The 23,436-nt window shown below is 67.9% G+C and carries 19 protein-coding genes; 12 read left to right on the top strand and 7 right to left on the bottom strand.

The genetic code is table 11. The features are described 5' to 3' along the window. Positions 1–151 precede the first annotated feature (151 nt). Entirely contained in the window at positions 152–1,138 is a 987-nt protein-coding gene (locus FHG71_RS18595) for a GlxA family transcriptional regulator (RefSeq protein ID WP_139083198.1), read from the bottom strand. Positions 1,139–1,323: 185 nt separating this feature from the next. On the opposite strand from FHG71_RS18595, the gene FHG71_RS18590 reads away from it, so the two are divergent. The 3 genes from FHG71_RS18590 to FHG71_RS24805 all read left to right on the top strand — a co-directional run bounded on the left by FHG71_RS18590 (position 1,324) and on the right by FHG71_RS24805 (position 3,291). Then, a complete protein-coding gene (locus FHG71_RS18590) occupies positions 1,324–2,190 on the top strand; it encodes an alpha/beta hydrolase (RefSeq protein ID WP_176559499.1) in 867 nt (288 codons plus the stop codon). 255 nt (positions 2,191–2,445) lie between these two features. Next, positions 2,446–3,039 (top strand): alpha/beta fold hydrolase, encoded by a 594-nt coding sequence (locus FHG71_RS18585; RefSeq protein WP_246045514.1) that lies wholly within the window; start codon positions 2,446–2,448, stop codon positions 3,037–3,039. Positions 3,040–3,057: 18 nt separating this feature from the next. Beyond that, the gene (locus tag FHG71_RS24805; RefSeq protein WP_246045513.1) at positions 3,058–3,291 is read left to right on the top strand and encodes an alpha/beta fold hydrolase; all 234 of its coding nucleotides are present in this window, start codon (positions 3,058–3,060) and stop codon (positions 3,289–3,291) included. Positions 3,292–3,972: 681 nt separating this feature from the next. On the opposite strand, the gene FHG71_RS18580 is transcribed toward FHG71_RS24805, so the two are convergent. The 3 genes from FHG71_RS18580 to FHG71_RS18570 all read right to left on the bottom strand — a co-directional run bounded on the left by FHG71_RS18580 (position 3,973) and on the right by FHG71_RS18570 (position 6,756). Beyond that, positions 3,973–4,977: an SDR family oxidoreductase gene (locus FHG71_RS18580; RefSeq protein ID WP_139083196.1), complete on the bottom strand. Its 1,005-nt coding sequence runs from the start codon at positions 4,975–4,977 to the stop codon at positions 3,973–3,975. A gap of 122 nt (positions 4,978–5,099) precedes the next feature. Next, entirely contained in the window at positions 5,100–5,639 is a 540-nt protein-coding gene (locus FHG71_RS18575) for a DUF4142 domain-containing protein (RefSeq protein WP_139083195.1), read from the bottom strand. Positions 5,640–6,189: 550 nt separating this feature from the next. Then, positions 6,190–6,756 carry a recombinase family protein gene (locus FHG71_RS18570; RefSeq protein WP_425467373.1) on the bottom strand — a complete coding sequence of 189 codons (567 nt, stop codon included), beginning with the start codon at positions 6,754–6,756 and terminating at the stop codon, positions 6,190–6,192. A gap of 1,402 nt (positions 6,757–8,158) precedes the next feature. Here FHG71_RS18570 and FHG71_RS18565 point away from each other — a divergent pair. The 9 genes from FHG71_RS18565 to FHG71_RS18525 all read left to right on the top strand — a co-directional run bounded on the left by FHG71_RS18565 (position 8,159) and on the right by FHG71_RS18525 (position 19,354). Next, positions 8,159–9,196, top strand: a complete 1,038-nt coding sequence (locus FHG71_RS18565) for a transporter substrate-binding protein (protein WP_246045512.1) — start codon at positions 8,159–8,161, stop codon at positions 9,194–9,196. After that, entirely contained in the window at positions 9,193–9,786 is a 594-nt protein-coding gene (locus FHG71_RS18560; RefSeq protein WP_139083194.1) for an ANTAR domain-containing response regulator, read from the top strand. Before FHG71_RS18565 ends, FHG71_RS18560 begins: the two co-directional genes overlap by 4 nt. Continuing rightward, positions 9,764–10,645, top strand: a complete 882-nt coding sequence (locus FHG71_RS18555) for an ABC transporter permease (protein WP_139083193.1) — start codon at positions 9,764–9,766, stop codon at positions 10,643–10,645. The genes FHG71_RS18560 and FHG71_RS18555 overlap by 23 nt, the downstream gene beginning before the upstream one ends. After that, positions 10,645–11,565 carry an ABC transporter permease gene (locus tag FHG71_RS18550; RefSeq protein ID WP_139083192.1) on the top strand — a complete coding sequence of 307 codons (921 nt, stop codon included), beginning with the start codon at positions 10,645–10,647 and terminating at the stop codon, positions 11,563–11,565. The genes FHG71_RS18555 and FHG71_RS18550 overlap by 1 nt, the downstream gene beginning before the upstream one ends. A gap of 22 nt (positions 11,566–11,587) precedes the next feature. Then, positions 11,588–13,219, top strand: coding sequence for an ABC transporter substrate-binding protein (locus FHG71_RS18545; RefSeq protein ID WP_139083191.1), 1,632 nt, complete (start codon positions 11,588–11,590; stop codon positions 13,217–13,219). 5 nt (positions 13,220–13,224) lie between these two features. Beyond that, positions 13,225–14,184 (top strand): acetamidase/formamidase family protein, encoded by a 960-nt coding sequence (locus FHG71_RS18540; protein ID WP_139083190.1) that lies wholly within the window; start codon positions 13,225–13,227, stop codon positions 14,182–14,184. After that, positions 14,181–15,962: an ABC transporter ATP-binding protein gene (locus FHG71_RS18535; protein ID WP_139083189.1), complete on the top strand. Its 1,782-nt coding sequence runs from the start codon at positions 14,181–14,183 to the stop codon at positions 15,960–15,962. Before FHG71_RS18540 ends, FHG71_RS18535 begins: the two co-directional genes overlap by 4 nt. 480 nt (positions 15,963–16,442) lie before the next feature. After that, a complete protein-coding gene (locus FHG71_RS18530) occupies positions 16,443–17,762 on the top strand; it encodes a vanadium-dependent haloperoxidase (RefSeq protein WP_218014154.1) in 1,320 nt (439 codons plus the stop codon). Continuing rightward, complete coding sequence (locus FHG71_RS18525; protein ID WP_139083188.1) at positions 17,759–19,354, top strand: CRTAC1 family protein; 1,596 nt, start codon at positions 17,759–17,761, stop codon at positions 19,352–19,354. Before FHG71_RS18530 ends, FHG71_RS18525 begins: the two co-directional genes overlap by 4 nt. 21 nt (positions 19,355–19,375) lie before the next feature. Here the strand turns inward: FHG71_RS18525 and FHG71_RS18520 are convergent, their stop codons facing one another. The 3 genes from FHG71_RS18520 to xylF all read right to left on the bottom strand — a co-directional run bounded on the left by FHG71_RS18520 (position 19,376) and on the right by xylF (position 22,602). Further along, positions 19,376–20,155: an ATP-binding cassette domain-containing protein gene (locus FHG71_RS18520; RefSeq protein WP_139083187.1), complete on the bottom strand. Its 780-nt coding sequence runs from the start codon at positions 20,153–20,155 to the stop codon at positions 19,376–19,378. Position 20,156: 1 nt separating this feature from the next. After that, positions 20,157–21,473, bottom strand: a complete 1,317-nt coding sequence (locus FHG71_RS18515; protein WP_139083186.1) for a sugar ABC transporter permease — start codon at positions 21,471–21,473, stop codon at positions 20,157–20,159. A gap of 97 nt (positions 21,474–21,570) precedes the next feature. Then, the gene (gene xylF, locus FHG71_RS18510; RefSeq protein WP_139083185.1) at positions 21,571–22,602 is read right to left on the bottom strand and encodes a D-xylose ABC transporter substrate-binding protein; all 1,032 of its coding nucleotides are present in this window, start codon (positions 22,600–22,602) and stop codon (positions 21,571–21,573) included. Positions 22,603–23,436 lie beyond the last annotated feature (834 nt).

The following is a 23,436-nucleotide window of genomic DNA, read 5'->3' as shown; positions in this document are numbered from 1 at the left end:
AGGGTAGAAGCTGTACAGGGTATGCTGGACAACTGATTTCCTGACACGGTTCTCGGACAGCAGAGTGCCTCAAAAGAGGTGTCTAGCCCACCCTCCCGGCCGGTCTCCAACATACGAAGGATTGCGCACGTGAGATGCGTAGGCTCACGAGTTAGCTTGCAAAACCGTCGCTATGCTGTTGTCGATAGGTCCCCGGCGGCACGCCCGAGGATCGGCGAAACGCCCGAGCGAACGAACTCACGTCCGCATAGCCAAGGCTGGCCGCGATCTTCTGCAAGGGCATGCTTCCGGCCGCCAGAAGCTCGCGGGCACGGGCCAGCCGCACGGAGCGGCAGTACTCCATCGGCGTCAGTCCCGTGGCGCTCGTGAACCGACGCAGGAACGTGCGCCGCTCCAGCCCCGCGGCGGCCGCCATCGTGGCCAAGGACACGCCCTGCCCATCTCTGACATGGATGAACTCCTGAGCCTTTCTGACGGCCAAATCGCCATGGGTCTGTTGGGGCGTAAAGCCAGCGAAGTGCGGGGCTTCACTGGCAGACGGGTCGTAGCGGATGAACCGTGCCGTCTCCGCCCGGACGGCGCCGCCCAACAGCCTCTCGACCAGGATCAGCCCGACATCCACCCAGGCCATGAAGCCGCCGGCGGTCAGAACGTCGGTGAGGTCGATCAGCCTTGCCTCGGTGTCGACCGCGACCTGCGGGTAGGTCTCGATCAGCGCCCGTGCGCAGCGCCGGTGCGTCGAAACAGTTCGCCCGTCCAGAAGGCCGGTCCCGGCAATCAGGAACACGCCCGAGCACACCGACACGAGGCGGACACCTTGCGCGTGCTGACGTTGCAGCCAATGCGCGATGCCCGCGCAAGTCTTCGGGTCGGGCAGGCGCGACAGGGTGGGAGGGAGAATCAGGATCTGCGGTCGGACGATCACACGTGGTTCGCTGCGGTAGACACACACAATGTCGCCGCGAGGCCCCGGGCTCCAATGCGTGACCTGAAGAGGTCGCTCTTCGTCGAACCTACCCTCTGCGGCTAACCGGCTTGCGATGCAGAAGATGTCGGTCAGGCCGTGAACCGCCGCCATCTGCGCGCCGGGGTAGACGACAATCCCGATCTCGCTGGGAAGCACTTCAGGCGTCATCATTGTCACTTCCGGTCAAGATTTTGACGCTGCCCGTCATATCAGAGGCGACCTTGGGCCGCTATCAAACCCGCACCGGTCGCCTTGGCGAGATGCCGGCGACCCATCGGGACGAGGCCATTCCGGCCCCTCTGCCGACGTTTGAGGCAGGCCGGCGCGCGGTGTCCCACAACAGGGGAGCTACGTCGATGCAAGAGGAAGACTTCACCAGCCAAGGTGGTGTGCGGATCCACATGCGCTCGTGGTCCCCTCAGGGCGAGCCGCGGGCTGTCGTGGTCATCTGCCATGGCGTGAACTCGCATGGAGGTCAGCATGCCTGGACGGCCGAGCAACTCGTCTCCCGTGAGTTCGCCGTCTTCGCTGTCGACCTGCGGGGCCGCGGTCAATCCGAAGGGCCTCGTTTCTACGTCGACGACGTGGCCGAGTATGTGGCCGACCTGCGCGGCCTCATCCTCATCGCCAAAGAGCGTCACCCGGGCCTTCCGGTCTACCTCCTCGGCCACAGCGCCGGAGGGGTTGTCTCCTGCATCTATGCGCTCGATCATCAGGACGAGATCGACGGCCTGATCTGCGAAAGCTTCGCCTTCCAGGTACCTGCTCCCGGTTTTGTCCTGTCGGCCATCAAGGGCCTGAGCCACCTCGCTCCGCGCCTGGGGGTGCTGACGTTGCACATGAAGGACTTCACCCGCGACCCCGTCGCTCTCGCCGCACTGGAGGCCGACCCGCTGACCAAGGACGAGACCCAGCCAGCCGCGACCGTCGCGGCGCTGGTGCGCGCCGACGAGCGGCTGCACGACTCCTTCGGGCAGATCACCCTGCCGCTGCTGATCCTGCACGGCACCGAGGACAAGGCGACCGTGTGTCGGGGCAGCGAGTACTTTCACGCGCAGGCCGGCTCGGCCGACAAGACCCTCAAACTCTACGAGGGGCACTACCACGACCTCCTGAATGACCTCGGTAAGGAAGAGGTCTTGGCCGACATCGCTGGTTGGATCGAGGCGCGCCTCCCCTCAAGGGCGCGGTCGCAGGACGGCGACATCGCCGCAGCCGAGTGAGCGGCCGACAGGAGAGCCATGGTGGTCGATATCGAAGCCGTCCACCTCGCCTTCATGGCTCATCGGCCGGGATCGTTGACCTGATTGCGCCGATAGCTGCCGCCGTCGATGTGACCTCGGCAGCGATCTGAGGTCTTTCCGGACTGTACTCGAGGGTCCGGGTTCCCCACGCGCCGCCGTCTTTTCGCCACGGACCTGTCCGAGGCGGCAGGCCCCTTACCTCCTCTCGCAATAGCTCAAGCAGGAGCTATGCAGATGCCCACCTTCACCACCTCCGACGGAACCGAGATTTTCTACGACGACTGGGGTACCGGCCAACCCGTGGTCTTCAGCCACGGCTGGCCGCTGAGCGCTGATGCGTTCGAGAACCAGATATTCTATCTGGCTGAGCGAGGCTTCCGCTGCATCGCCCATGACAGGCGAGGGCATGGCCGCTCCTCCCGACCGCTCCATGGCAACAACATAAGCACCTATGCCGACGACTTGGCCGAGCTTGTCAGGCACCTCGACCTGCGCGACGCCATCCACATCGGCCATTCCACCGGCGGCGGCGAGGTCGCCCGCTACATCGGGCGGCACGGCACCGATCGCGTGGCCAAAGCAGTGCTGATCGGCGCCGTGCCGCCGCCGATGCTCAAGACCGAGGCCAACCCGCTGGGTCTGCCCATCGAGGTCTTCGACGGCATCCGCGCTGGAGTCGTAGCGGATCGGTCCCAGTTTTTCATGGACCTGTCCCTGCCGTTCTACGGCTACAACCGTGAAGGCGCGAAGGTCAGGCAAGGCGTTCGCGACAGCTTCTGGCGGCAGGGAATGCAGGCGGGGATGCCGGCCTGTGTCTGCTGCATCTAGGCCTTCTCCGAGACCGACTTGACCGAGGACCTCCGGCGCTTCAACGTGCCGACGTTCTTCATCCATGGTGACGACGATCAGATCGTGCCGATCCGGGCCGCAGCGCTCGAAGCAGTGAAGATCGTGCCGGGTGCGGAGCTGACTGTCTACGAGGGCGACGACCACGGCATCTGCACTACGCAGAAAGACCGCGTGAACGCCGACCTGTGGCGTTTCCTGCACAAAGCCAAGGGCGAGATGGCGGCCGCCTAGACGCCGCCCGGCTGGCCGGCAGGCCAGCTGCCATAACTTGCGCGCCTGTCGACCAGGAGGTGGATCAAGCGGCCTTTACATACCCATAGTGGCCGCCGATCCCTCGGTGGCACCAACTCTGCCCGGGAGGTCATCGTGAGCTTTCGGCCGGAAAGGACAAAGAAGCCAATAGATACGCTCCGCCAACCCGCGTGACTGCACCGACTGAGCACCGGGACGGGTCAGCCGCGCTCACACGGCTGGACGGTGCAGACGCGCTCAGCCTGTCCGTAAGGGGATCGTTGAACCGACAGTCTGGGCCGCGTTGGCCATCCCTTGTCAAAGCAGGAGAAAGCCCGTTTCACCTAGCCAGAACGGTGTTCGTCTCAGTGGCGGGAGACTATGAGGACGTTCTGGATACGAGTGAACCTTCTCTGGCTTTGACCACCCGCCGGACTGGCTCCATCCTGGTCGGCAACGCCCGGTGCTCAACCGGAAGGTAAGACCTCGCCGTCCAGGGGGCCGAAGCGGGACGCAACCGGATCCACGCCAACCATGCGCACTAAAAAGCAGCCGCGTGCAGCACAGGTCGCCTGTGCAGTGTCGCCATGACGGGCTTCACCGAACATGAGGAAGCGATTGTCGGGGCGTCAGCCGATCGGAACCGACCGGCTTGGTTAGTTGCGCCAAGTCCGCGCAAGCTCAGGCCGGCTGGCCTCCACCTCCCGTGGCCCCGAAGACCTGCCCTGTGGAGTAGCTGAGCAGGGGGTCGGCGGCGGCCACATAGAGCCCCGCGATCTCGGCCGGCTGGCCGGGGCGGCCGAGCGGAGCTTGAGAGCCGAAGTTGACGAGGTTCTCCGGCGTGGAGCCCCCCGACACCTGGAGCGGCGTCCAGAACGGCCCCGGTGCCACCGCGTTCACCCGGATGCCGCGCGGCGCGAGGCTCTTGGCCAGCCCCTTGGCGAAGTTCAGCACCGCCGCCCGCGTCATGGCGTAGTGCATGATCTCGGCTGACGGATCGGACGCCTGCTCGGACGAGGTGAAGACGACCACGGCGCCTGTGCCCATGAGCGGCACCGCCGCCTGAGTGAGCCAGAACGGGGCGTAGACATTGGTCTTCATGTGAGCGTCGAACTCCTCGGGCTCGATCTCCTCGAGGGAGGGCCGCGCCTGCTGGCGCGCGGCGTTGTTGACGAGGATGTCGAGACCGCCGAGCTCGCGCGCGGCATCCTCCACCAGCTGGCGGCAGAACGCCTCGTCGCGCAGGTCGCCGGGCATGGAGATGACGGTGTGGCCTTCGCTGGTCAGGAGGTCGCGGACTTCGGCCGCGTCGGGCTCCTCCTCGGGCAGGTGGTTGATGACCACGGCCGCGCCCTCGCGCGCATAGGCGATCGCGGCCGCGCGGCCGATGCCGCTGTCGCCGCCGGTGATCAGCGCGCGCTTGCCCGCGAGCCGGCCCGAGCCCACGTAGCTCTCTTCGCCGTGGTCGGGCCGGGGCTCCATCTGCGAGGCCAGCCCCGGCCAGGGCTGGCTTTGCTCTGGGAAGGGCGGCTTGGGGTAGTCGGCCGCGCGCGGCGCGGTGGGCGCCCCCGGCGCGTTCTGCTCTTGCGCCAGGGCGGGCCCAGTGGCCGTTGCCGCGGCGCCGGCCGCCAGCGCAACGCCGGCCGTGGTGACAAACATGCGTCGCGAGGTGTCGATCTCGTCCATGGGCAGTTTGCCCTTCCTGCTCAGGGCGCTGCGGCGCCGGTTTTGTGGAGCCCCCGTCGGGGGGCGGGCGCGGCTGGGCCGCGCCGATCGTCGTGGCGGGTGGGGGCCTGCCCCGGTCCCCCTCACTCCTGCGGAAGGGGCTCAGGCGGCTGAGCCTGCCAGATCTGCGCAGTTTCCAGATGGGCGCGCAGGGTCGGCAGCGTGGTGCGGGCGTAGGTCGCCACCCGCTCGTCTGACACCTGCTCGCCTTGTTCGTAGAGGGCGATCGCCGCCCGATGCGCCTCCAGTTGGTGCGCAAGGTATGCCTCGTCGAACTCGGTGCCCTCCAGGGCCCGCATCTCCTCCAAGGTCGCGGCCTGCTCGGGGCTGGGCTCGGATGGCAGTAGTGCCGCGCCCTCGCCTAAGGACTCGGCCAAGTCCCCCATGGCGCGCCCGTGGTGGTCGAGCATCGTCCACGCGTACTCTTCGACCCGCCTGTCGTTGGTCTTCTGAAGGGCTAGGGCCGACATCTGAACTTCGGCCAGGTTGCCTTGGGCGGCAGCTTGGGCGAATTCGTCCACGTCGGCCATGCCGGTGGCCTGTTCGGAGGTCTCCTGGGCTGTGACGGCCAAAGGAGCCATGGTGAGCAGGACCGCGAGGGCGGCTGAGGGCAGGTTGGGCATGATGAGGTCCGTCCCGTGTTGGGCTTGCCTCCACCCAAGCGACGGCAGCGCAGAACGTTGCACCCGGAGCGTTCACGCTGCTGTCAACGCCGACCTACGGGGATCCCGCTTCGGTTGGATGTCCGGCCGGAGCGACTGACCTGGTATGGCCCTCGGACCGCGCGTCGGGATATGGGCGCTAGCATGACTTGCCCAGATTGGGACGTGCGTCTTGCAAACCAGATTGGGGCAGGGTCATTCCTCTACGGAGCGCAACCCCGCTGGCGCTTGGCCCTAAGCAAGGTTCGGAAGATGCTGTGTGCCGCTGACGGCTCGTCGTACCACTCCGTCCGGCTCCGGGCCTGACGTTCTCATGCGGCCCCACCGGCGCACGGCCCCGTGCTTGCCAGACATGATTGTTGCGAGAGCCATGTTGGTCGTCGCTCCGCCTCCGCCTCCCGCGATAGGTCGAAACTTACGGGCTCGGGACCGGCTTGGACATGGTCGCTTCCCCGTCCGCCGCGCCCATGACCTTGGCGCCCGCTTCCTTCAGGGTGCTGTCGCCGTTCAGTTAGGTGTAGAGCGTGCCCGTCCCGATGCCGAACCGCTTGGCGATGGCCTGCGCCGTCTCGTTGGTGTTGGCGAGGAGCGCCTGCGCGGCCCTGAGTGTGGCCCGGTCCATCTTGCGCGGCCGGCCGCCCTTGCGCCCCCGCGCCCGGGCGGCAGCCAAGCCCGCGCGGGTCCGCTCGGCGATGAGCTCGCGCTCGAACTCGGCAAAGGCGGCGAAGACGCCGAAGAAGAGCCGTCCGTTGGCGGTGGTGGTGTCGATCTGCGCGCCCGCTCCCGTCAGGACCTTGAAGCCCACTCTGCGCGTGCGCAGGTCGTCCACGGTGGTCACCAGGTGCTTCAGATCGCGCCCGAGCCGGTCGAGCTTCCACACCACCAGCGTGTTGCCGGGCTGGAGCGCCTTGAGGCAGGCCCCGAGCCCGGGGCGGGCGTCGTGGCGTCCCGAGGCCAGGTCCTCGTACAGGCGTCCGGGCTCCACCCCGGCCGCGAGGAGGGCGTCGCGCTGCAAGTCCAGCGTCTGGCTGCCGTCCGCCTTGGACACCCGCATGTAGCCCAGCAGCATGTCAGCCATCCCAATCAGTCTTCCCTGTCATCCAGTCTCGGATCATGGCGGGTCCGAACCGGAGACTTTCCCGTCGAGCGTCTTGATCGGCTGGGCGCCTCAGTCCTCGCGCCGCGATCCCCGCGCTTGTCGATGCCGCGTCGAGCCCGCACCAGAGCGCGCGCGGCTCTTGACTCTCAGCGTCTGCCATTCGGGCGCTGCACTCCGGCGCGCCACCACCCCGGAGATCTACTTCCGTAGGCGCAAGGCGTTGCAAGGCCATCCCTGTGGGACGCGACTACTGCCTTGCTGTTGATTTACGTCGTTTCCGGCGAAACTGTGACCTGCCCAGGTAAGTTGAAGCCGAGCCAGATCATCAGGGTGAAAGGAGACCGGCAATGAGCAGTGAGGGCTTCATGACGGTGGAGGTCATGTACCATCACGTGGACCGAATCGGCATGGTGCCGTAGGTCGACCAGCCGTTTCCCTGCGACGAGTCCCCTAGCGGTTCGCTCCTTGTGGTCGAGAAGGCTCCCCTCGTGCGTGGTGGACGACGGGTCGGCTGGACCATTCCGGGCCCGCGCTAACGTGCGCTGCCGTCTTGAGCTCCCATCCGAGAATTGGCTTTGGATGTTGGTAAGGATTGCCAAAGAGTGAGGTCGAGTGGGCGTTACGGACCCTGTTCAGACGTTTAGAGAAATCGCGCGACCGGGAACTCGATCCATCCTCACCTTGCCGGCAGGGCTGTCTTGATGGCGGGAGCGGCGCATACCGCCGAGTTCCGCGCACAAGATAGGCTGGAAGGCCTCAAGGTCCTCATAGGATGGGTGCGCCGCTAAGGTGGGGTGCAGGTTTCCGGCGCCGAAGTTGGGGCCAGTCCCCAAGAGGGAGCCGACACCGGTTCGCGGGATCATTCAGATTACAACCCGGCAAGCCCCACGCCGACAAGGCCTGCGATCGTCGGCGTGGCCGGGCAGAGTGCTGCGCCCCTCCATCATGCCCCCGCATCGCACGACGTGGCGTGCAAACCAGCCAGGGACCGGGCTTTACCGCTGGGGCGTCGAGCGCCCCTTCGCCCGGCCCGGCCGCTTCCGTCGGCTGACAGTCCGTTACGAGCGCCGCGCCGACACATACGAGGCCTTCGCAGTCCTCGGCTGCGCCCTCACCTGCCTCAACCATATCAGATCGTTCTTTGGGATGCTCTTAGGCCCGAGTTGTGCGCCAGATACCTCGCCGTTTCTGCAACCCTGCCGGCTAAAATTTGGGCGGTAGAGATGGGTCTCCGCGCGGGCAGGTGAAACAGGTCTTGACGCTGGCTCAGCCGGTCCGGTCAATGGGGTGACATACCGGGCCTTGCCCGAATGGCATTCAAGCCTTGCAGCGCGCCTCGCATGGGAAGGCGCGCTGCAAGGCTTTGTTTTTTGGATCTCTGATGCGGCGTATTCAACTCGGCCTCTTGTTCTCCCGCTCCGGCAGCTATCGCCTCATTTCCGAGGCTTGCCGCTTGGGGGCGCTCCGCGGCATTGAGGAGGTCAACGCCGACCCGGCATTCGGCCTTTCGCTGGTTCCTGTGGAGCGCGATCCGGGCGGAGAGGTCGACGCCTATCCGCCCCTCTGCGCCGAGATCTTGGCCGCCGGCGCGCAGCATGTCGTGGGCTGCGTCACCTCCTGGAGCCGTAAGGAGATTATCCCGACTTTGGAACGGATGGGCGGCATCCTCTGGTACCCGTGCCCATACGAAGGCTTCGAGGCCTCAAGCCAGGTCGTCTACACTCATGCCTGCCCGAACCAGCATCTTGTCCCGCTCCTGCGCTGGGCCTTCCCGCGCTTCGGCCGGCGGGGGTTCCTGACAGGCTCCAACTACATCTGGGGCTGGGAGATGAACCGGGTCGCGCGCGACATCATCGGCGAGGCTGACGGCGATGTGCTGGCCGAGCGCTACTTGGCCATGGGCGACACCGACGTGAGCCGCATGGTGGCCGAAATCCGGACGACCCGACCGGACTTCGTGCTGAACAACTTGATTGGCGCCTCGTCCTACGCCTTTCTTGACGCCATGGCGCGCGAGAACCTCCGCGTACCGATCCTGAGCTGCAATCTGACCGAATGCGAGTTGCCCGCCTTGGGCGAGGCGGCGGAAGACCTGATCTCGGCCGGGCCCTACTTCCGCGACGGCGAAGGCCCTGGATCGTCCTTCGAGGCCGCCGCCCATGCTGCTGTATGGTTCTTGGCCAGGCGGCTGGCATGCGATCCCGAGGCACCGCTGGACCGGCTCCTGTCGCTTCCGGGCGACGACCTCGCCATCGACCCGACCACGCACCACGCGACGCTGCCTGTCGTGATCGCCCAAGTCGAGGGCGAGGCGTTCCGCGTGCGCGAGCGCTGGGACGCCGTTCCACCCGATCCATACTTGGCCCGGCGCGACCGTTTCATGCGCCCGCGCCCGCAGCTGGCCGTGGTGGCGCCTTGAGGCGGCTGCGGGTTCCCGACCTGGGCGGCGCGCAGGCCACAATCCTGCACCGCCCGCACGCGACGGTACAGGCGCTGGTGCGCCAGCTTTCCGCCATCGGCCTTCGAGCCGAGGCGCACTGGCCCGATCTGCCGGCCTCGGCGCTCGGCGCGGATTTCGTTTTTTTTGACATGGACATGGGTCATGACGAGCAGTTTCCGTGGAAACCTGGGCAGGCCCCCATGCCCATGATTGCGCTCATCGGCTCCGAGGCGCCGGGGCGCGTTGAATGGGCGCTGGGCATGGGGGCGGACGCGCAGCTCCTCAAGCCCGTGGGCGACAGCGGCGTCTACAGCGCGCTGCTGATCGCACGTACGGGCTTTGAGACCCGACGCGCCCTCGCCGCCGAGATCGATGGGCTGCGGTCTCGGCTCTCCGAAAGGCAGACGGTGATACGGGCGGTAACGATCCTGTCCGCAGGCCAGGACGACGAGGCCGCCTACGCCGAGCTACGTCGCCTCGCCATGTCCTGGCGTGTCACCATCGAGGAGGCCGCCGCCCGCGTGGTGGCCCGAGGGGAGGGGCTCAATGTCCGACGCCGCCCTTCCTGAGCCGCGCCGCCGCAGCGCGCTGGGTCGACTTGCGCGGCGGCCACTCGCGCTGCTGGGACTGGCCATCATCTCGGTCACGGTCGTGTCAGCGATTGCTGCTCCTTGGATCGCACCCTTCGGACGGGACGAGCAACTCTTCGAGGGGCTGACGCTTGAGGGCGCCCCGATGCCGCCTGGCGGGCCGTTCCTCCTGGGCACCGATCTCCTCGGCCGGGACCTGCTCACGCGCATCCTCTACGGCGCCCGGACCTCGCTGGTGATCGGGGTGGTGGCGAACGGGCTGGCGCTGCTGATCGGAACGCTGGTGGGCGTCACGGCCGGCTACTTCCGCGGCTGGCTCGGAAGCCTCCTCATGCGCTTCACCGACCTGATGATGGCCTTTCCGGCACTGCTGCTGGCCATCTGCCTCGCCGCGATATTCACACCCTCGCTCTGGATCGTGGCGCTGGTGATCGCGCTGGTGAACTGGGTGCAAGTGGCGCGCGTACTTTACACGGAGACGACGTCGCTCGCCGAGCGCGACTTCATCGCAGCCGAGCGCGCCATTGGGGCCGGCCACGGGCGCATCCTGTGGCTGCACATCCTGCCGCATCTCGTGCCCACGATCATTGTCTGGGGGACGCTGGGCATCTCGACCACTGTACTTTTAGAGGCGACGCTCAGCTTCCTCGGTATCGGCGTGCAGCCGCCCGAGCCCTCCTGGGGCAACATCATCTTCGAGAACCAAACCTATTTCCAGGCGGCGCCCTGGCTCGTGTTTTTCCCCGGCATGGCGATTCTGCTGATGGCGCTGGCCTTCAACCTCGTGGGGGATGCCTTGCGCGACGTGCTGGACCCGACGCAGAGGGGACGCGGCTGATGGCAGCTTATCTCGCCCGCCGGCTCGTGGAATCGGTGCTTATCCTTCTCGGTGTGACGCTGGTCACCTTCTTCCTGCTATATGTCCTGCCTGCTGATCCGGTGCGGCAGATCGCCGGGCGTTCGGCCACCACCGAGACGGTGGAAAGCATCCGGCGGCAGCTCGGGCTCGACCAGCCGTTCTGGGTCCAGTACGGGCGCTATCTTTGGAACCTGCTGCACCTCGACCTCGGACGCAGCTATCTCCAGCGGTCCAACGTGTCCGAGCTGATCTGGGCCCGCCTGCCGCCGACGCTGCTCCTCATGGCCGGGGCCATCGTCTGCGAGCTGATCCTGGGCCTGACCATGGGAATCATCGCCGCGTTGCGCCGGGGCACCGCCACCGACAACGGACTGATGATCGCTAGCTTCATCGGTGTCTCGGCCCCGCAGTTCGTGGTGGGGCTATTGATGCTTTATGTGTTCGCCGTGCAACTTCGCTGGTTCCCGATCGGCGGCTACGGAACCTTGGCGCACCTCGTCCTGCCTGCGCTCACGCTCGGCATCCTTGGCGCGGGCTGGTACTCGCGCATGATGCGGTCGAGCATGGTCGAAGTGCTGCGGCAGGATTTCATCCGCACCGCCCGCGCCAAGGGTCTGGCTCGCCACCGCGTGATCCTGCGCCATGCGCTCCCCAACGCGATCCTGCCCATCATCGCCATGATCGGCATCGACATCGGCATCTTCATGGGCGGCATCGTCGTGGTGGAAAGCGTCTTTGGCTGGCCGGGCATCGGCCAGCTCGCCTGGCAGGCCATCCAGCGCGTGGACATCCCCATCATTATGGGGGTCACCCTCGTCTCCGCCGTCGCCATCGTGCTCGGCAACCTTCTCGCGGATCTCGTCACGCCGCTGATCGACCCGCGCATCCGACTTCGCTGAACGACCCACAGGGGTAAAACCAATGAAAAGACTGCTCGCCTCCTCTGCGCTTCTGGCGGCCCTCGCCGCCCCGGCCTTCGCGCAGGCCACCGACACCTATACGCCCGACCCGAACGCGAAAGAGGGCGGTTCGATCGTCATCACCTACAAGGACGACGTGGCGACCCTCGACCCGGCCATCGGCTACGACTGGCAGAACTGGTCCATGATCAAGTCGCTGTTCGACGGGCTGATGGACTACGTCCCCGGAACCACCGACCTGCGCCCGGGCCTCGCGGAGAGCTACGAGATCTCCGAGGATGGCCTGACCTACACCTTCAAGCTCCGCCCCGGCGTGACGTTCCACAACGGCCGCGAGATGACGGCCGAGGACGTGGTCTATTCGCTGTCCCGCGTGACCGACCCCGCGACCCAGTCGCCCGGCGCGGGTTTCTTCGGCATGATCGAGGGCTTCGATGCCCAGATGGCCGGCGAAGCCGAGAGCCTGTCGGGCGTGACCGCCGTCGATCCCCAGACCGTGCAGATCAAGCTGTCACGCCCCGACGCGACCTTCCTGCACGTCATGGCGCTCAACTTCGCATCCATCGTCCCGCAGGAGGCCGTGGAGGCAGCAGGCGACGACTTCGGGCGGCAGCCGGTCGGCACCGGGTCCTTCAAGCTCGCAGAATGGACCCTCGGCCAGCGGCTCGTCTTCGAGAAGAACTCCGACTACTGGCGCGAGGGCGTGCCCTACCTCGACCAGATCACCTTCGAGGTCGGGCAGGAGCCCGTCGTGGCGCTCCTGCGGCTCCAGAACGGCGAGGTGGACGTCCCCGGCGACGGCATCCCGCCCGCGAAGTTCCAGGAGGTCATGGCCGATCCGGCCCAGGCCGAGCGGGTCGTGCAGGGTGGCCAGCTCCACACCGGCTACGTCACCATGAACGTGACCCAGCCGCCCTTCGACAACGTGGACGTGCGCCGCGCAGTCAACATGGCGATCAACAAGGATCGGATCACCCAGATCATCAACGGCCGTGCGGTCCCGGCGAACCAGCCGCTGCCCCCGTCGATGCCGGGCTACGCCGAGAACCATGAGGGTTACGCCTACGATCCCGAGGGCGCGAAGGAACTGCTGGCCCAGGCTGGCTTCGCCGACGGCTTTGAGACCGAGCTCTACGTCATGAACACCGACCCGAACCCGCGCATCGCGCAGGCGATCCAGCAGGACCTCGCGGCCGTGGGCATCACCGCCTCGATCCAGTCGCTCGCGCAGGCGAACGTCATTGAGGCGGGCGGCGCGGGCACCGCGCCGATGATCTGGTCGGGCGGCATGGCTTGGATCGCCGACTTCCCGGACCCCGCCAACTTCTACTATCCGATCCTCGGTTGCGCCGGGGCCGTGGAGGGTGGCTGGAACTGGTCCAAGTACTGCAACGAGGAGCTGGACGCCAAGGCGACCGAGGCCGACTCCATGTCCGACCCGGCCATGGCCGACCAGCGGCTTGCCCTCTGGTCCGAGATCTACACCAAGGTCATGGAGGACGCCGCTTGGGCGCCCGTCTTCCACGAGGAGCGCTACACGATGCGGTCGCCTCGCATGGGCGGGGACGACGCGCTCTATGTCGATCCGGTGTCGATCCCCGTGAACTACGACTACGTCTACGTGACCGAGTAAGGATCATGTGCAAGGCCTGCGACTACACGATCCACGGTCGCCAGAGCCACTTCGGCTGGGACAACTCGCTTGTCCCGGCCGAGAGGGTGGCTCCCGGATCGACCATCCTGTTCCACTGCCACGACAGCTCGGCGGGCCAGCTCGGCCCGTCGTCCACCCTGCAGGACGTGGTGAACCTCGACTTTGGCAAGATCAACCCGGTCTCCGGGCCGATCTATGTGGAGGGGGCCGAGCCCGGCGACGCCATCAAGGTGACGCTGGAAAGCTTTGCGCCCCAGCTGCGCGAAGGAACCGCCTGGGGCTGGACGGCGAACATCCCGGGCTTCGGGCTGCTTGCGGACCAGTTCACCGACCCGGCGCTGATCGTCTGGAAGTACGACGCCCAGACCATGGCGCCGGCCATGTGGGGGAGCGAGGCGCGTATCCCGCTCAAACCCTTCACCGGCACCATTGGCAACGCGCTGGCCGAGCCCGGGCACCACACCGTGGTGCCTCCGCGCCGGGTGGGCGGCAATCTCGACATCCGCGACCTGGCAGTGGGCACCACGCTCTATCTCCCGGTCGAGGTCGCGGGGGCGCTGTTCTCGGTGGGCGACACCCATGCCGCGCAGGGCGACGGCGAGGTCTGCGGCACCGCGATCGAGAGCCCGATGGACGTGCTCCTGACGCTCGACCTCGTGAAAGGAGCGAACCTCAGGACGCCCAGGTTCACCACGAACGGCCCGGTGACGCGCCATCTCGACGCCAGGGGCTACGAGGTCACAACCGGGATTGGCCCGGACCTCATGTCCGGGGCGCGGGACGCGGTGGCGAACATGATCGACCACCTCTGCGCCACGCGGGGGCTGTCGGCGGTGGACGCCTATATGCTCTGCTCGGTCTGCGGGGATCTTCGCATTTCCGAGATTGTGGACATGCCGAACTGGGTGGTGAGTTTCTACTTCCCTCGGGCTGTCTTCGAATGACGTTGGCCGAGGCGCCAAAGGTGAGGGCTGACGCGGCCCCCGCCGAGACCGTTCTCTCGGTCGACGGACTCACCGTCTCGGTCGCGACCGAGACGGGTCTTCGGCCGCTTGTCCAAGACATCTCATTTGCGCTCAAGCGGGGGGAGACGCTGGCCATCGCCGGCGAGTCCGGGTCGGGCAAGTCGATCACCTCGCTCGCCGTGATGGGGCTCCTGCCCGCGAACGTGCGGGCCACGACCGGGGCGGTGCGGCTCGCCGGCACCGACCTCCTGCGGCTGCCCGAAGCGCGGATGCGCGCGATTCGCGGCGACCGCGTCGCCATGATCTTTCAAGAGCCGATGACCTCGCTCAACCCGGTGATGACCGTGGGCGCGCAATTGGTCGAGGCGATCCAAGCCCACGAGCCCTTGACCCGCCGCGAGGCGCAGGCCCGGGCGCTCGGGGCGCTGAAGTCCGTGCGGTTGTCAGAGCCCGAGCGGCGGCTCCGGCAGTTTCCCCACGAGCTGTCCGGTGGGATGCGCCAGCGCGTGATGATCGCCATGGCCATCGCGCTCCGCCCCGACGTGCTCATTGCGGATGAGCCCACGACGGCGCTCGACGTCACGGTGCAACGCGAGGTTCTGGACCTCCTGCGTGACCTGCGGCGCGAAATGGGGACTGCGATCATCCTCATCACCCACGACATGGGTGTCGTGGCCGAAATGGCCGACCGCGTGATCGTCATGAAGGACGGCCGCGTCGTCGAGGAGGGGCCCGCCATCCGCATCTTCGACGCCCCGCGCGAGGCCTATACCCAGACGCTTCTCGCTGCCGTGCCCCGGATGGGCGAGCGCCCGGCCGAAGAGCCGCCCCCGCCCCGGCCCTCCGTCTGCGTGCTCCGCGATCTGACCGTGCACTTTGACGTGGGCCGCGGCCTCTTGGGCCGGGCGACGCACCGCGTCCACGCGGTCGAGGGCGTGTCGCTTGAGGTTCGCCAAGGCGAGACCTTCGCTTTGGTGGGCGAGTCCGGCTGCGGCAAGTCCACCATCGCCAAGACCATCGCCGGCCTCGTTCCCTTCGCGGGCGAGATCGAGATCGCAGGCCGCAAGCTCCATTCCCAAGCCGACATCACTCGCGCGGTGCGCCGCGACGCGCAGATCGTGTTTCAGGATCCAGCCGCTGCGCTCGACCCCCGGATGCGCGTGGGCGACCTCGTGGCCGAGCCGCTGGTCATCCACGGCATCGGGACGCCCCCGGAGCGCCACGCCACCGTCGAAGCCCTCTTCGAGCGCGTCGGCCTTTCGCGGGCGCAGATCGGCCGCTACCCGCACGAGTTCTCGGGTGGCCAGCGCCAGCGCATCTGCATCGCACGCGCCCTCGTGCTCCGGCCCAAGCTGATCGTCGCGGACGAAAGCGTCTCGGCGCTAGACGTCTCGGTGCAGGCCCGGGTGCTCCAGCTCCTCAAGGAGTTGAGAGACGAGTTGGGCGTGTCCTTCCTGTTCATCTCGCATGACATGGCAGTAGTGGACGCCTTCGCCGACCGCGTCGCCGTCATGTTCCTGGGCCAGATCATGGAGATGGGCACGCGAGCGCAGGTCTTCGGCAACCCGCACCATTCCTACACCCGCCGGCTGATCGAGGCCGTACCCATCCCTGACCCGGGCCACGTCCGCCCCTCGCGAGAGCGCCTCGCCTCGGAGGTCCCAAGCCCGGTGCGCCGCCGCGACGATCCACCGCGCCGCCTGCTGCTCAGGGATGTCGGAGGCGGCCATCTCGTGGCGGAGGCTGGGCCTGGTTGACTGGCTTTCCGCATGGATGGGCGCAGTGACCAGCCATGCCGGATGGGATTGGCCGCAGGGCCACGAGGACCGATGGTCCCCGGTCATGTCAGTCCGTTGAATAGGAGGACCAGCCTGAAGGCGCATCGTTTCGGCAAGAGCCTCAGCGTCACGGCCGGGCTGGCTAGGTGTACGGAGCCCTTAGCCATACAGGCCACCCGTGCCAAGGGTGCTCATCCCAACTCTCTCCGCCCGTCCGGCTGCGCCAGCCCACCCGCTTCGCCGGCCGGGTTCCCATGGCGCCACGAGCCGTCTCGCACTGACAAGCAACTCGGGCCGCTCAATGGGAGCCGGTCGACAGACCTCGTGGCGATGCTTGCGGCACGGCACGGGGTCTGCCTAACGTCGCCTTGATAAATCATGCGCCCCGATCCCGGCCGTGTCGCCTGTTTTGGATGGACGAACGGTGGACATCGCGAAATGCGGCCGTGATCGCGGAGTGTGACGGAGGGCAAGTTCGACGTGTTCGTCAGGGCAATGGTGGCAGCCACGCTGTTTCTGGGGTCGCTGCAGGCGGTCGAGGCGCGCCCCTCGGCCGAAGAGGTGCTGCAGCTCAACACCCGTCTCGCGCTGGAACTCGCGCGGCATACGCCGACCTATTCGCCGCCCGTGGCGAGCCGGACCTTTGCGTATCTCTATGTCGTGGCCCATGAGGCCACAGCCGGCGGCTCCGGACAGCTTCGGAGCCTTGCGGGCCAGCTCAACGGTCTCAGGCCCGTGCCCGGGCGGGGTGCGGGCCTGGACTACGACGACGGGGTCGCGCTTCAGGCCGCGCTCGGCACGGCGCTGGCGGAGCTGTTCGCGAACACCGGCCCCACGGGCCAGCGGGCGCTGGACCGGATGGCGGACCGGCTGGGCCAGGGCGTGGCGGAGGACGTGCCGCCTGCGACGGCCGCGCGCAGCCGGGCCTGGGGCGAGGCGGTCGCCCGGCACGTCCTGTCCTGGGCCGAGGCCGATGGCGGCCAGACCATCGAGAACATGGGGTTCCCCCTGGAGTTCGAGCTGGCCAAGGGGCGCGGGGCCTGGGTGCCGACGAGCCGGATCGTCCAGCAGCAGCTTCCCCTGCTGCCGGACTGGGGCTCGAACCGTCCGTTCGCCATGCCCGACGGCGCCGCCTGTCCCGTGCCCGCCCCGCCTGCCTACAGCGAGGAGCCCGCCTCGGCGTTCCGGGCCGAGGCGATAGAGGTCCTGGAGGTCGCTCGCGGCCTAACCGACGAGCAGCGCGCCATCGCGCAGTTCTGGTCCGACGACCCGATGCTGTCGCCCACCCCGCCCGGGCACTGGATCGCCATCGCGCAACAGGTCCTTGACGGGGAGGACGCGGATGTGGAGCGGCGCGCCGAGGTGATGGCGACGCTGGCCGTCGCCATGGCCGATGCCTTCATCGGCTGCTGGCACGACAAGTACCGCTACAACCTGATCCGCCCGGTGACCTTTATCCGGGCGCATCTCAACCCCGGCTTCGAGCCGCTGCTCATCACGCCGCCCTTTCCCGAATATCCGTCGGGGCACAGCACCCAATCGGGCGCGGCGGCGACCGTGCTGACCGCCTTCTTCGGCGAGGGCTACGCCTTCACCGACGCGACCCACGAGGAGGACGGCCTGCCGGCCCGGCACTTCCCGAGCTTCTGGGCCGCCGCCGAGGAGGCCGCGATCTCGCGCCTCTACGGCGGCATCCACTTCCGCGCCGCCATCGAGGGAGGGCTGGAGCAGGGCCGCTGCATCGGGGCCCATGCCGTGGCCTTGGAAACCCGGCGATGAGCCGCTGGTCGGTCGTGGTGGGCTGCCTGGCCACCGTCGCCGCCGCCGAGGAGCCGCTCGTTCCCCGCTTCGTCGAGGAGACGGCCGCGTCGGGGCTCCGAAACGCCTACGAGGGCGACTGGGAGTACATGGTCGGCGGCGGGGTCGCGGCCTTCGACTGCTCGGGCGACGGCTTTCCCGACCTGGCCTTCGCCGGCGGGGCCGCGCCGGCCTCCCTGTGGCGCAACGCTTCGGAGCAGGGAGGGCCGCTGCGCTTCGAGAAGGTGGAGCCCGGACTCGGAGCCGAAGCCGTCACCGGCATTTACCCGCTGGACGTGGACGGCGATGGGGCTCTGGACCTCATGCTCCTGCGGCAGGGGGAGAGTCTGCTGCTGCGGGGCCTGGGCGACTGCCGTTTCGCGCCCGCCCCCGATGCCTGGGGGTTCCGGGGGCCGGACGCCTGGGCCTCGGCCTTCGCCGCCACCTGGGAGGAGGGGCAGGACTGGCCCACCCTGGCGGTCGGGACCTACATCGACCCGGCGGAGGAGTTCTTTCCCTGGGGAAGCTGCACCGACAACCTGCTCTACCGCCCGCAAGGGCGCGCCTTCGCGGAGCCCTGGCCGCTGCGGCCGAGTTTCTGCGCGCTGTCGATGATGTTCACCGACTGGGACCGATCCGGCACGCCGTCGCTGCGGGTGTCGAACGACCGCGAATACTACAAGGGCGGGCAGGAGCAGCTTTGGCGCATGGAGCCGGGCGGCAAGCCCCGGCTGTTCGAGGAGGCCGACGGCTGGGCCCGCCTGCGGATCTGGGGCATGGGGATCGCCTCTCGGGACCTGAACCTCGACGGCTTTCCCGAATACGTCCTGACCAGCATGGCCGACAACAAGCTGCAGACGCTGGCCGAGGTGCCGGCCGACGGGGGCGCGCCCCGCCCCGCCTTCGTCGATGTGGCCTTCGCCCGCGGCGCCATCGCCCAGCGTCCCTACACCGGGGGCGACGTCCGCCCATCCACCGCCTGGCACGCCGAGTTCGCCGACGTGAACAACGACAGCCGGCCCGATCTGTTCATCGCCAAGGGCAACGTGGCCGAGATGCCCGACTTCGCCGCGCAAGACCCGAACAACCTGCTGCTCCTGCGGGCCGACGGGACGTTCCGGGAGGCGGGGGAGGAGGCCGGCGTCGCGAGCATGGCCGTGTCGCGCGGAGGGACGCTGGCCGACCTGAACCTCGATGGGCTCCCCGATCTGGTGGTCACGAACCGGTGGGAGAACGCGCAGGTCTGGCGCAACGCGACGGAGGGCGCGGGCCAATGGCTCCAGCTCCGGCTCGACCAGCCCGGCGCCAACCGCGACGGGGTGGGGGCCTGGATCGAGATGCGCCTGCCCAATGGCATCCACCGGCGCGAGGTGACGGTGGGCGGGGGGCACGCGGGCGGCTCGCTGGGCTGGTGGCACATGGGGCTGGGCCCGGCCGAGGCCGCGGAGGTCCGGGTGATCTGGCCGGGGGGAACGCCGGGGGAATGGGAGCGGCTGGAGGCGGGCCGCTTCCATGTCGTGGGACCGGAGGGCCCGGCTCGGGTCTGGGAGCCGGGCGGGGCCCCACCGCCCTGAGGGCCCCGCCGCGTCGAGGGCTCAGGCGGTCGCGGCCGCCTCGCGGCGCGGGTTCTTGCCCAGGATGATCATCGACAGGATGTCGTCTTCGGTCACGTCCTCCACCCGCTCCGTGCCGACGAGTTTGCCGTTCTTCATCACGGACACCCGGTCGCAAAGCTCCATCATCTCGCGCGTGTCGTGGCTGATGAGGAAGATCCCGAGCCCCTGCGACTTCAGCTCCTTGATGAGGTCGGCCACCATCGCCGTCTCGTGGACGCCGAGCGCCGCCGTGGGCTCGTCCATGATGAGTATGCGCGCGTTGAAGTAGACGGCGCGCGCGATGGCCACCGACTGCCGCTGCCCGCCCGAGAGCGCCGACACGGGCTCCTTGAGCTTGCGGAAGTTGGGGTTGAGCCGCGCCATGATCTTGCGCGTCTCAGCCTCCATCCGCGCGTCATCCACGAGGCCCAGCGCCGTCGTGATCTCGCGCCCGAGGAACAGGTTCGAGGCGGCGTCGAGGTTGTCCGCGAGCGCGAGCGTCTGGTAGATCGTCTCGATGTTGTGGCGGCGCGCGTCGGCGGGACTGCGGATGTCGATCTTCTGGCCATTGATGCGGATCTCGCCCGAGTCGGCCCGGTAGGCGCCCGAGAGGATCTTGATCAGGGTCGATTTCCCGGCCCCGTTGTGGCCGAGAAGGCCCACGACCTCGCCCGGGTAGAGGTCGATAGACACCCCGTCCACCGCCTGCACGCCGCCGAAGGCGATGCGGATGTCGCGCATCTCGACAAGGGGGGTCTGACCCGTGCGGTCCAGCGGCATGTCACTTCCCTCCCACGCGGCGGCGGTAGATGAGGTCGATGAGCACGGCCAGCACCAGCACGCTGCCCACGACGATGTTCTGGAGCGGCGATTCCACGCCCACCATGGCCATGCCGGACTGGAGCGACTGCATGATGAGCGCGCCCAGGATGGCCCCGTAGATGGTCCCGATCCCGCCCGACAGCGCCGTGCCGCCGATGACGGCGGCGGCGATCACGCGCAACTCGTCCAGGGTGCCGATGTCGTTCGAGTGATTGGTGAGGCGGGCCGCCGCCACCACCCCCGCGAGCCCCACGAGGAAGCCCATGAGGGCGAAGACCTTGACGGTCAGCCAGCGGGTGTTGATGCCCGACAGCTGCGCCGCGTCCGGGTTGCCGCCCGTCGCGAAGATGTAGCGCCCGAAGCGCGTGCGCCGCGCGATGACCGTCATCGCCACCGCGACGCCGATCAGGAGCAGGACGGAATAGGGGATGCCATAGGCCGCGGTGTAGCCTTCCGGGACGGTCTCGCCGCGGGCGGCGAACTCGCGCTCCAGCACGCGGGCCGGGACCTCGTAGGCGTTCAGGACGGCCACGAAGCCCAGGATGGCGGCGGCGACGATCGCGCCGATGACGATCTCGGCCCAGAGCGGCTTGACGGGGAACTCGTGCCGGACCTTGTTCGCGCGCGCCGAGAACAGGAGCGCGACGGCGACCAGGGCCGCCACCAGCCCGGCGATCCAGCTCGCGCCCTCGCCCAGCGTGCCGTTGATGCCGCCGAAGCTTTGGAAGGTCGGGTTGAGCGGCCCGATGGTCTGGCCCGAGGTCAGGTACCAGCCGACATTGCGCCAGACCAGCAGCCCGCCCAGCGTCACGATGAAGGCCGGGATGCCGAGATAGCCCACGAGCGCGCCCTGGAAGGCGCCGATCAGGGTTCCCACGGCCAGACCCGCGGCGATGGCCGCCCAGGCCAGCGCGGGGTTGCCCAGGTCCCAGCCCATGAGTTCGGGCAGCCACCGCACCTGCATCATGGCCATCACGGCCGAGCAGGTGGCCAGCAGCGCGCCCACGGCCAGGTCGATGTGGCGCGTGACGATGATGAAGACCATGCCCGTGGCCATGATCGCGACGCTGACCGTCTGGATGCTCAGGTTGAAGATGTTGCGGGGCGTCAGGAATTGCCCGCCCGTCATCAGATTGAAGACGAGGCAGACGAGAACGAAAGCCCCCAGCATTCCCAGGAGCCGCAGGTCCAGTTCGAGCTGGCTGAGGAAGCTGCGGCTGGGGGCGGTCGGGGAGGATGGCGGGCCGCCGCCCCGTTCGGTCGAGGTGTCGGTCATGGAAGGGCTTCCATCGTGGGAGGAGGGGCCGGGCGGACGAGGCGCCGCGCCGGCGACGTGGGACGGACGGCGCCGGGGCGCCGCCCGCGGTCACGGGTCAGTTGCAGGGGGCCGGGCCGTTGGTCACGCCTTGGCAGAGCGCCTCCTGGGTGATCCAGCCCGCGTCGACGACGACGCCTAGGTTCTCCTGGGTGACCGGGATCGGCTCCAGGAACTCGGCCGAAAGCGTGGTCCCGGCGGGCGAGGTCCATTCCTCGGCGCCCTCGATGGCCGACAGCTCGGCGCCGCCGGCCAGCTGGACCGCGATCTCGCCGGCGCGGCGGCCGAGCTCGCGCGAGTCCTTCCAGACGGACACCGTCTGCGTGCCCAGCGCGATCCGGTTCAGGGCGGCGTGGTCGGCGTCCTGGCCGGAGACCGGGATGCCGTCCAGGCCCTGGGCGGTCAGCGCCGCCACGGCGCCGCCGGCCGTGCCGTCGTTCGAGGCGACGACGGCGTCCACCTCGTTATTAGCCTGGGTCAGGATCTGCTCCATGTTCCGCTGCGCGTTCGCGGGGAGCCAGCCGTCGGTGTAGGCCTCGCCCACGATGGTGATCGCGCCGGAGTCGATCGCCTCCTGCAGGATCTCCTGCTGGCCGCCCCGCAGGAAGTCCGCGTTCGGATCGGTGGGCGAGCCCTTGATCATCACGTAGTTGCCCTCGGGCGCTGCCTCGAGGATGGCGCGGGCCTGCATCCGGCCGACCTCGACGTTGTCGAAGGTCAGGTAGAAGGCGCGGGCGTCCTCGATGAGGCGGTCATAGGCGATCACCGGGATGCCGGCGTCGGCGGCGGCCTGCACGGCCGGCCCGATCGCCTGCGCGTCCTGCGCGAGGATGATGAGGGCGTCCACGCCCTGGGCGATCAGCGATTCCACGTCCGCGAGCTGCTTGGACGAGGAGGACTGGGCGTCGGTGGACACGTACTGCGCCCCGGCCGCATCGAGCGCCGCCTGGATCGCCGCCTCGTCGGTCTTCCAGCGCTCCTCCTGGAAATTGGACCAGCTCACCCCGACAGTCAGGGCGTCATCCTGGGCCAGGGCCGCATTGGCGAAGCCGGTTGCCGCGATGACCGCAGCGATGATGGATCTGTGCATTCGTTCCTCCCTGTTCCTTGGTCGACCACGCGCGCCAAGTCACAGAATTCCGACGTTGATGGGAATTGGCTTGCTGGCCAATCTTATAGTGATGTCGGCCCTGCGGGGGGCGCCAATCCGACTTCTCGTTCATTTGTGACGACCCCGCCAGCGCGCCGGCAACGTGACCATAAGTGTGTCAACCTACCGAAGCAACTCAGGATTTCCACTGACTTCAGCCAGCGCACTCGTCGATTTTGCCGCGTGGCTGTGTCCGTTCCCGCCACCGCCGAGATCCGTTTCCTGCCTGCCTTTGAGGGCAGCTTCAAGCCAAAGTCGAACAAGTGCAGGCTGGCCGAGTGATGCGATGAACCTCTCGACGGCATATTGCTTTGCCTCAGCCTGGATCGCGGGACAGGATCCGGCCCTGCGGAGGCGCCGTGGTCAACGCGGTCTTGTCGGATCAGCAACGTGCTGAGCCTCTCCGGCGTGCTCGGGGGCAGCGTAAACGTCACCGGCATCCGGTCGTCGCTCCTGGATGCGATTGGCAACGGCGTGCCTGGAGCGGTTCCGGCGATCCTCGTTTCTGTTGCTCGCCTTGGCGGGGTTGATAGATGGCGGAGTCCACCGCACCCGCTTCGGCCACACAGCTTTCGTCCGTATCATACTTTTCGATCTCGCCTTCGTCGACCAGTGGTACCGAGCGCGGAGCAGCAGATGATCCAGCCGCGAAACAACAAGAAAGCTGCCCAGGATCAGGATCCGCAGCCTTCTTCCCGCGACCCTAGGCTCAGGACTCGCTATCGCAGCCAGAAGATGACGGCGGCTGCGAGCGCGATGGCCGACAGGAACAGG

Source organism: Rubellimicrobium roseum (genome assembly GCF_006152145.1).
In the GTDB taxonomy this organism is placed as follows: Bacteria; Pseudomonadota; Alphaproteobacteria; order Rhodobacterales; family Rhodobacteraceae; genus Rubellimicrobium; species Rubellimicrobium roseum.
The sequence above is the reverse complement of the archived record's forward strand: the minus strand, read 5'-3'. Positions and strand labels throughout refer to the sequence as shown.

Bases quoted from the DNA above. Each gene is read 5' to 3' on its own strand.
- FHG71_RS18535 (WP_139083189.1), top strand. From the start codon at position 14,181: ATGACGTTGGCCGAGGCGCCAAAGGTGAGGGCTGACGCGGCCCCCGCC.
- FHG71_RS18580 (WP_139083196.1), bottom strand. From the start codon at position 4,977: ATGGACGAGATCGACACCTCGCGACGCATGTTTGTCACCACGGCCGGC.
- FHG71_RS18525 (WP_139083188.1), top strand. From the start codon at position 17,759: ATGAGCCGCTGGTCGGTCGTGGTGGGCTGCCTGGCCACCGTCGCCGCC.
- xylF (WP_139083185.1), bottom strand. From the start codon at position 22,602: ATGCACAGATCCATCATCGCTGCGGTCATCGCGGCAACCGGCTTCGCC.
- FHG71_RS18570 (WP_425467373.1), bottom strand. From the start codon at position 6,756: ATGGCTGACATGCTGCTGGGCTACATGCGGGTGTCCAAGGCGGACGGC.
- FHG71_RS18550 (WP_139083192.1), top strand. From the start codon at position 10,645: ATGGCAGCTTATCTCGCCCGCCGGCTCGTGGAATCGGTGCTTATCCTT.
- FHG71_RS18590 (WP_176559499.1), top strand. From the start codon at position 1,324: ATGCAAGAGGAAGACTTCACCAGCCAAGGTGGTGTGCGGATCCACATG.
- FHG71_RS18520 (WP_139083187.1), bottom strand. From the start codon at position 20,155: ATGCCGCTGGACCGCACGGGTCAGACCCCCCTTGTCGAGATGCGCGAC.
- FHG71_RS18515 (WP_139083186.1), bottom strand. From the start codon at position 21,473: ATGACCGACACCTCGACCGAACGGGGCGGCGGCCCGCCATCCTCCCCG.
- FHG71_RS18555 (WP_139083193.1), top strand. From the start codon at position 9,764: ATGTCCGACGCCGCCCTTCCTGAGCCGCGCCGCCGCAGCGCGCTGGGT.
- FHG71_RS18575 (WP_139083195.1), bottom strand. From the start codon at position 5,639: ATGCCCAACCTGCCCTCAGCCGCCCTCGCGGTCCTGCTCACCATGGCT.
- FHG71_RS18565 (WP_246045512.1), top strand. From the start codon at position 8,159: ATGCGGCGTATTCAACTCGGCCTCTTGTTCTCCCGCTCCGGCAGCTAT.
- FHG71_RS18595 (WP_139083198.1), bottom strand. From the start codon at position 1,138: ATGATGACGCCTGAAGTGCTTCCCAGCGAGATCGGGATTGTCGTCTAC.
- FHG71_RS18545 (WP_139083191.1), top strand. From the start codon at position 11,588: ATGAAAAGACTGCTCGCCTCCTCTGCGCTTCTGGCGGCCCTCGCCGCC.
- FHG71_RS18585 (WP_246045514.1), top strand. From the start codon at position 2,446: ATGCCCACCTTCACCACCTCCGACGGAACCGAGATTTTCTACGACGAC.
- FHG71_RS18540 (WP_139083190.1), top strand. From the start codon at position 13,225: ATGTGCAAGGCCTGCGACTACACGATCCACGGTCGCCAGAGCCACTTC.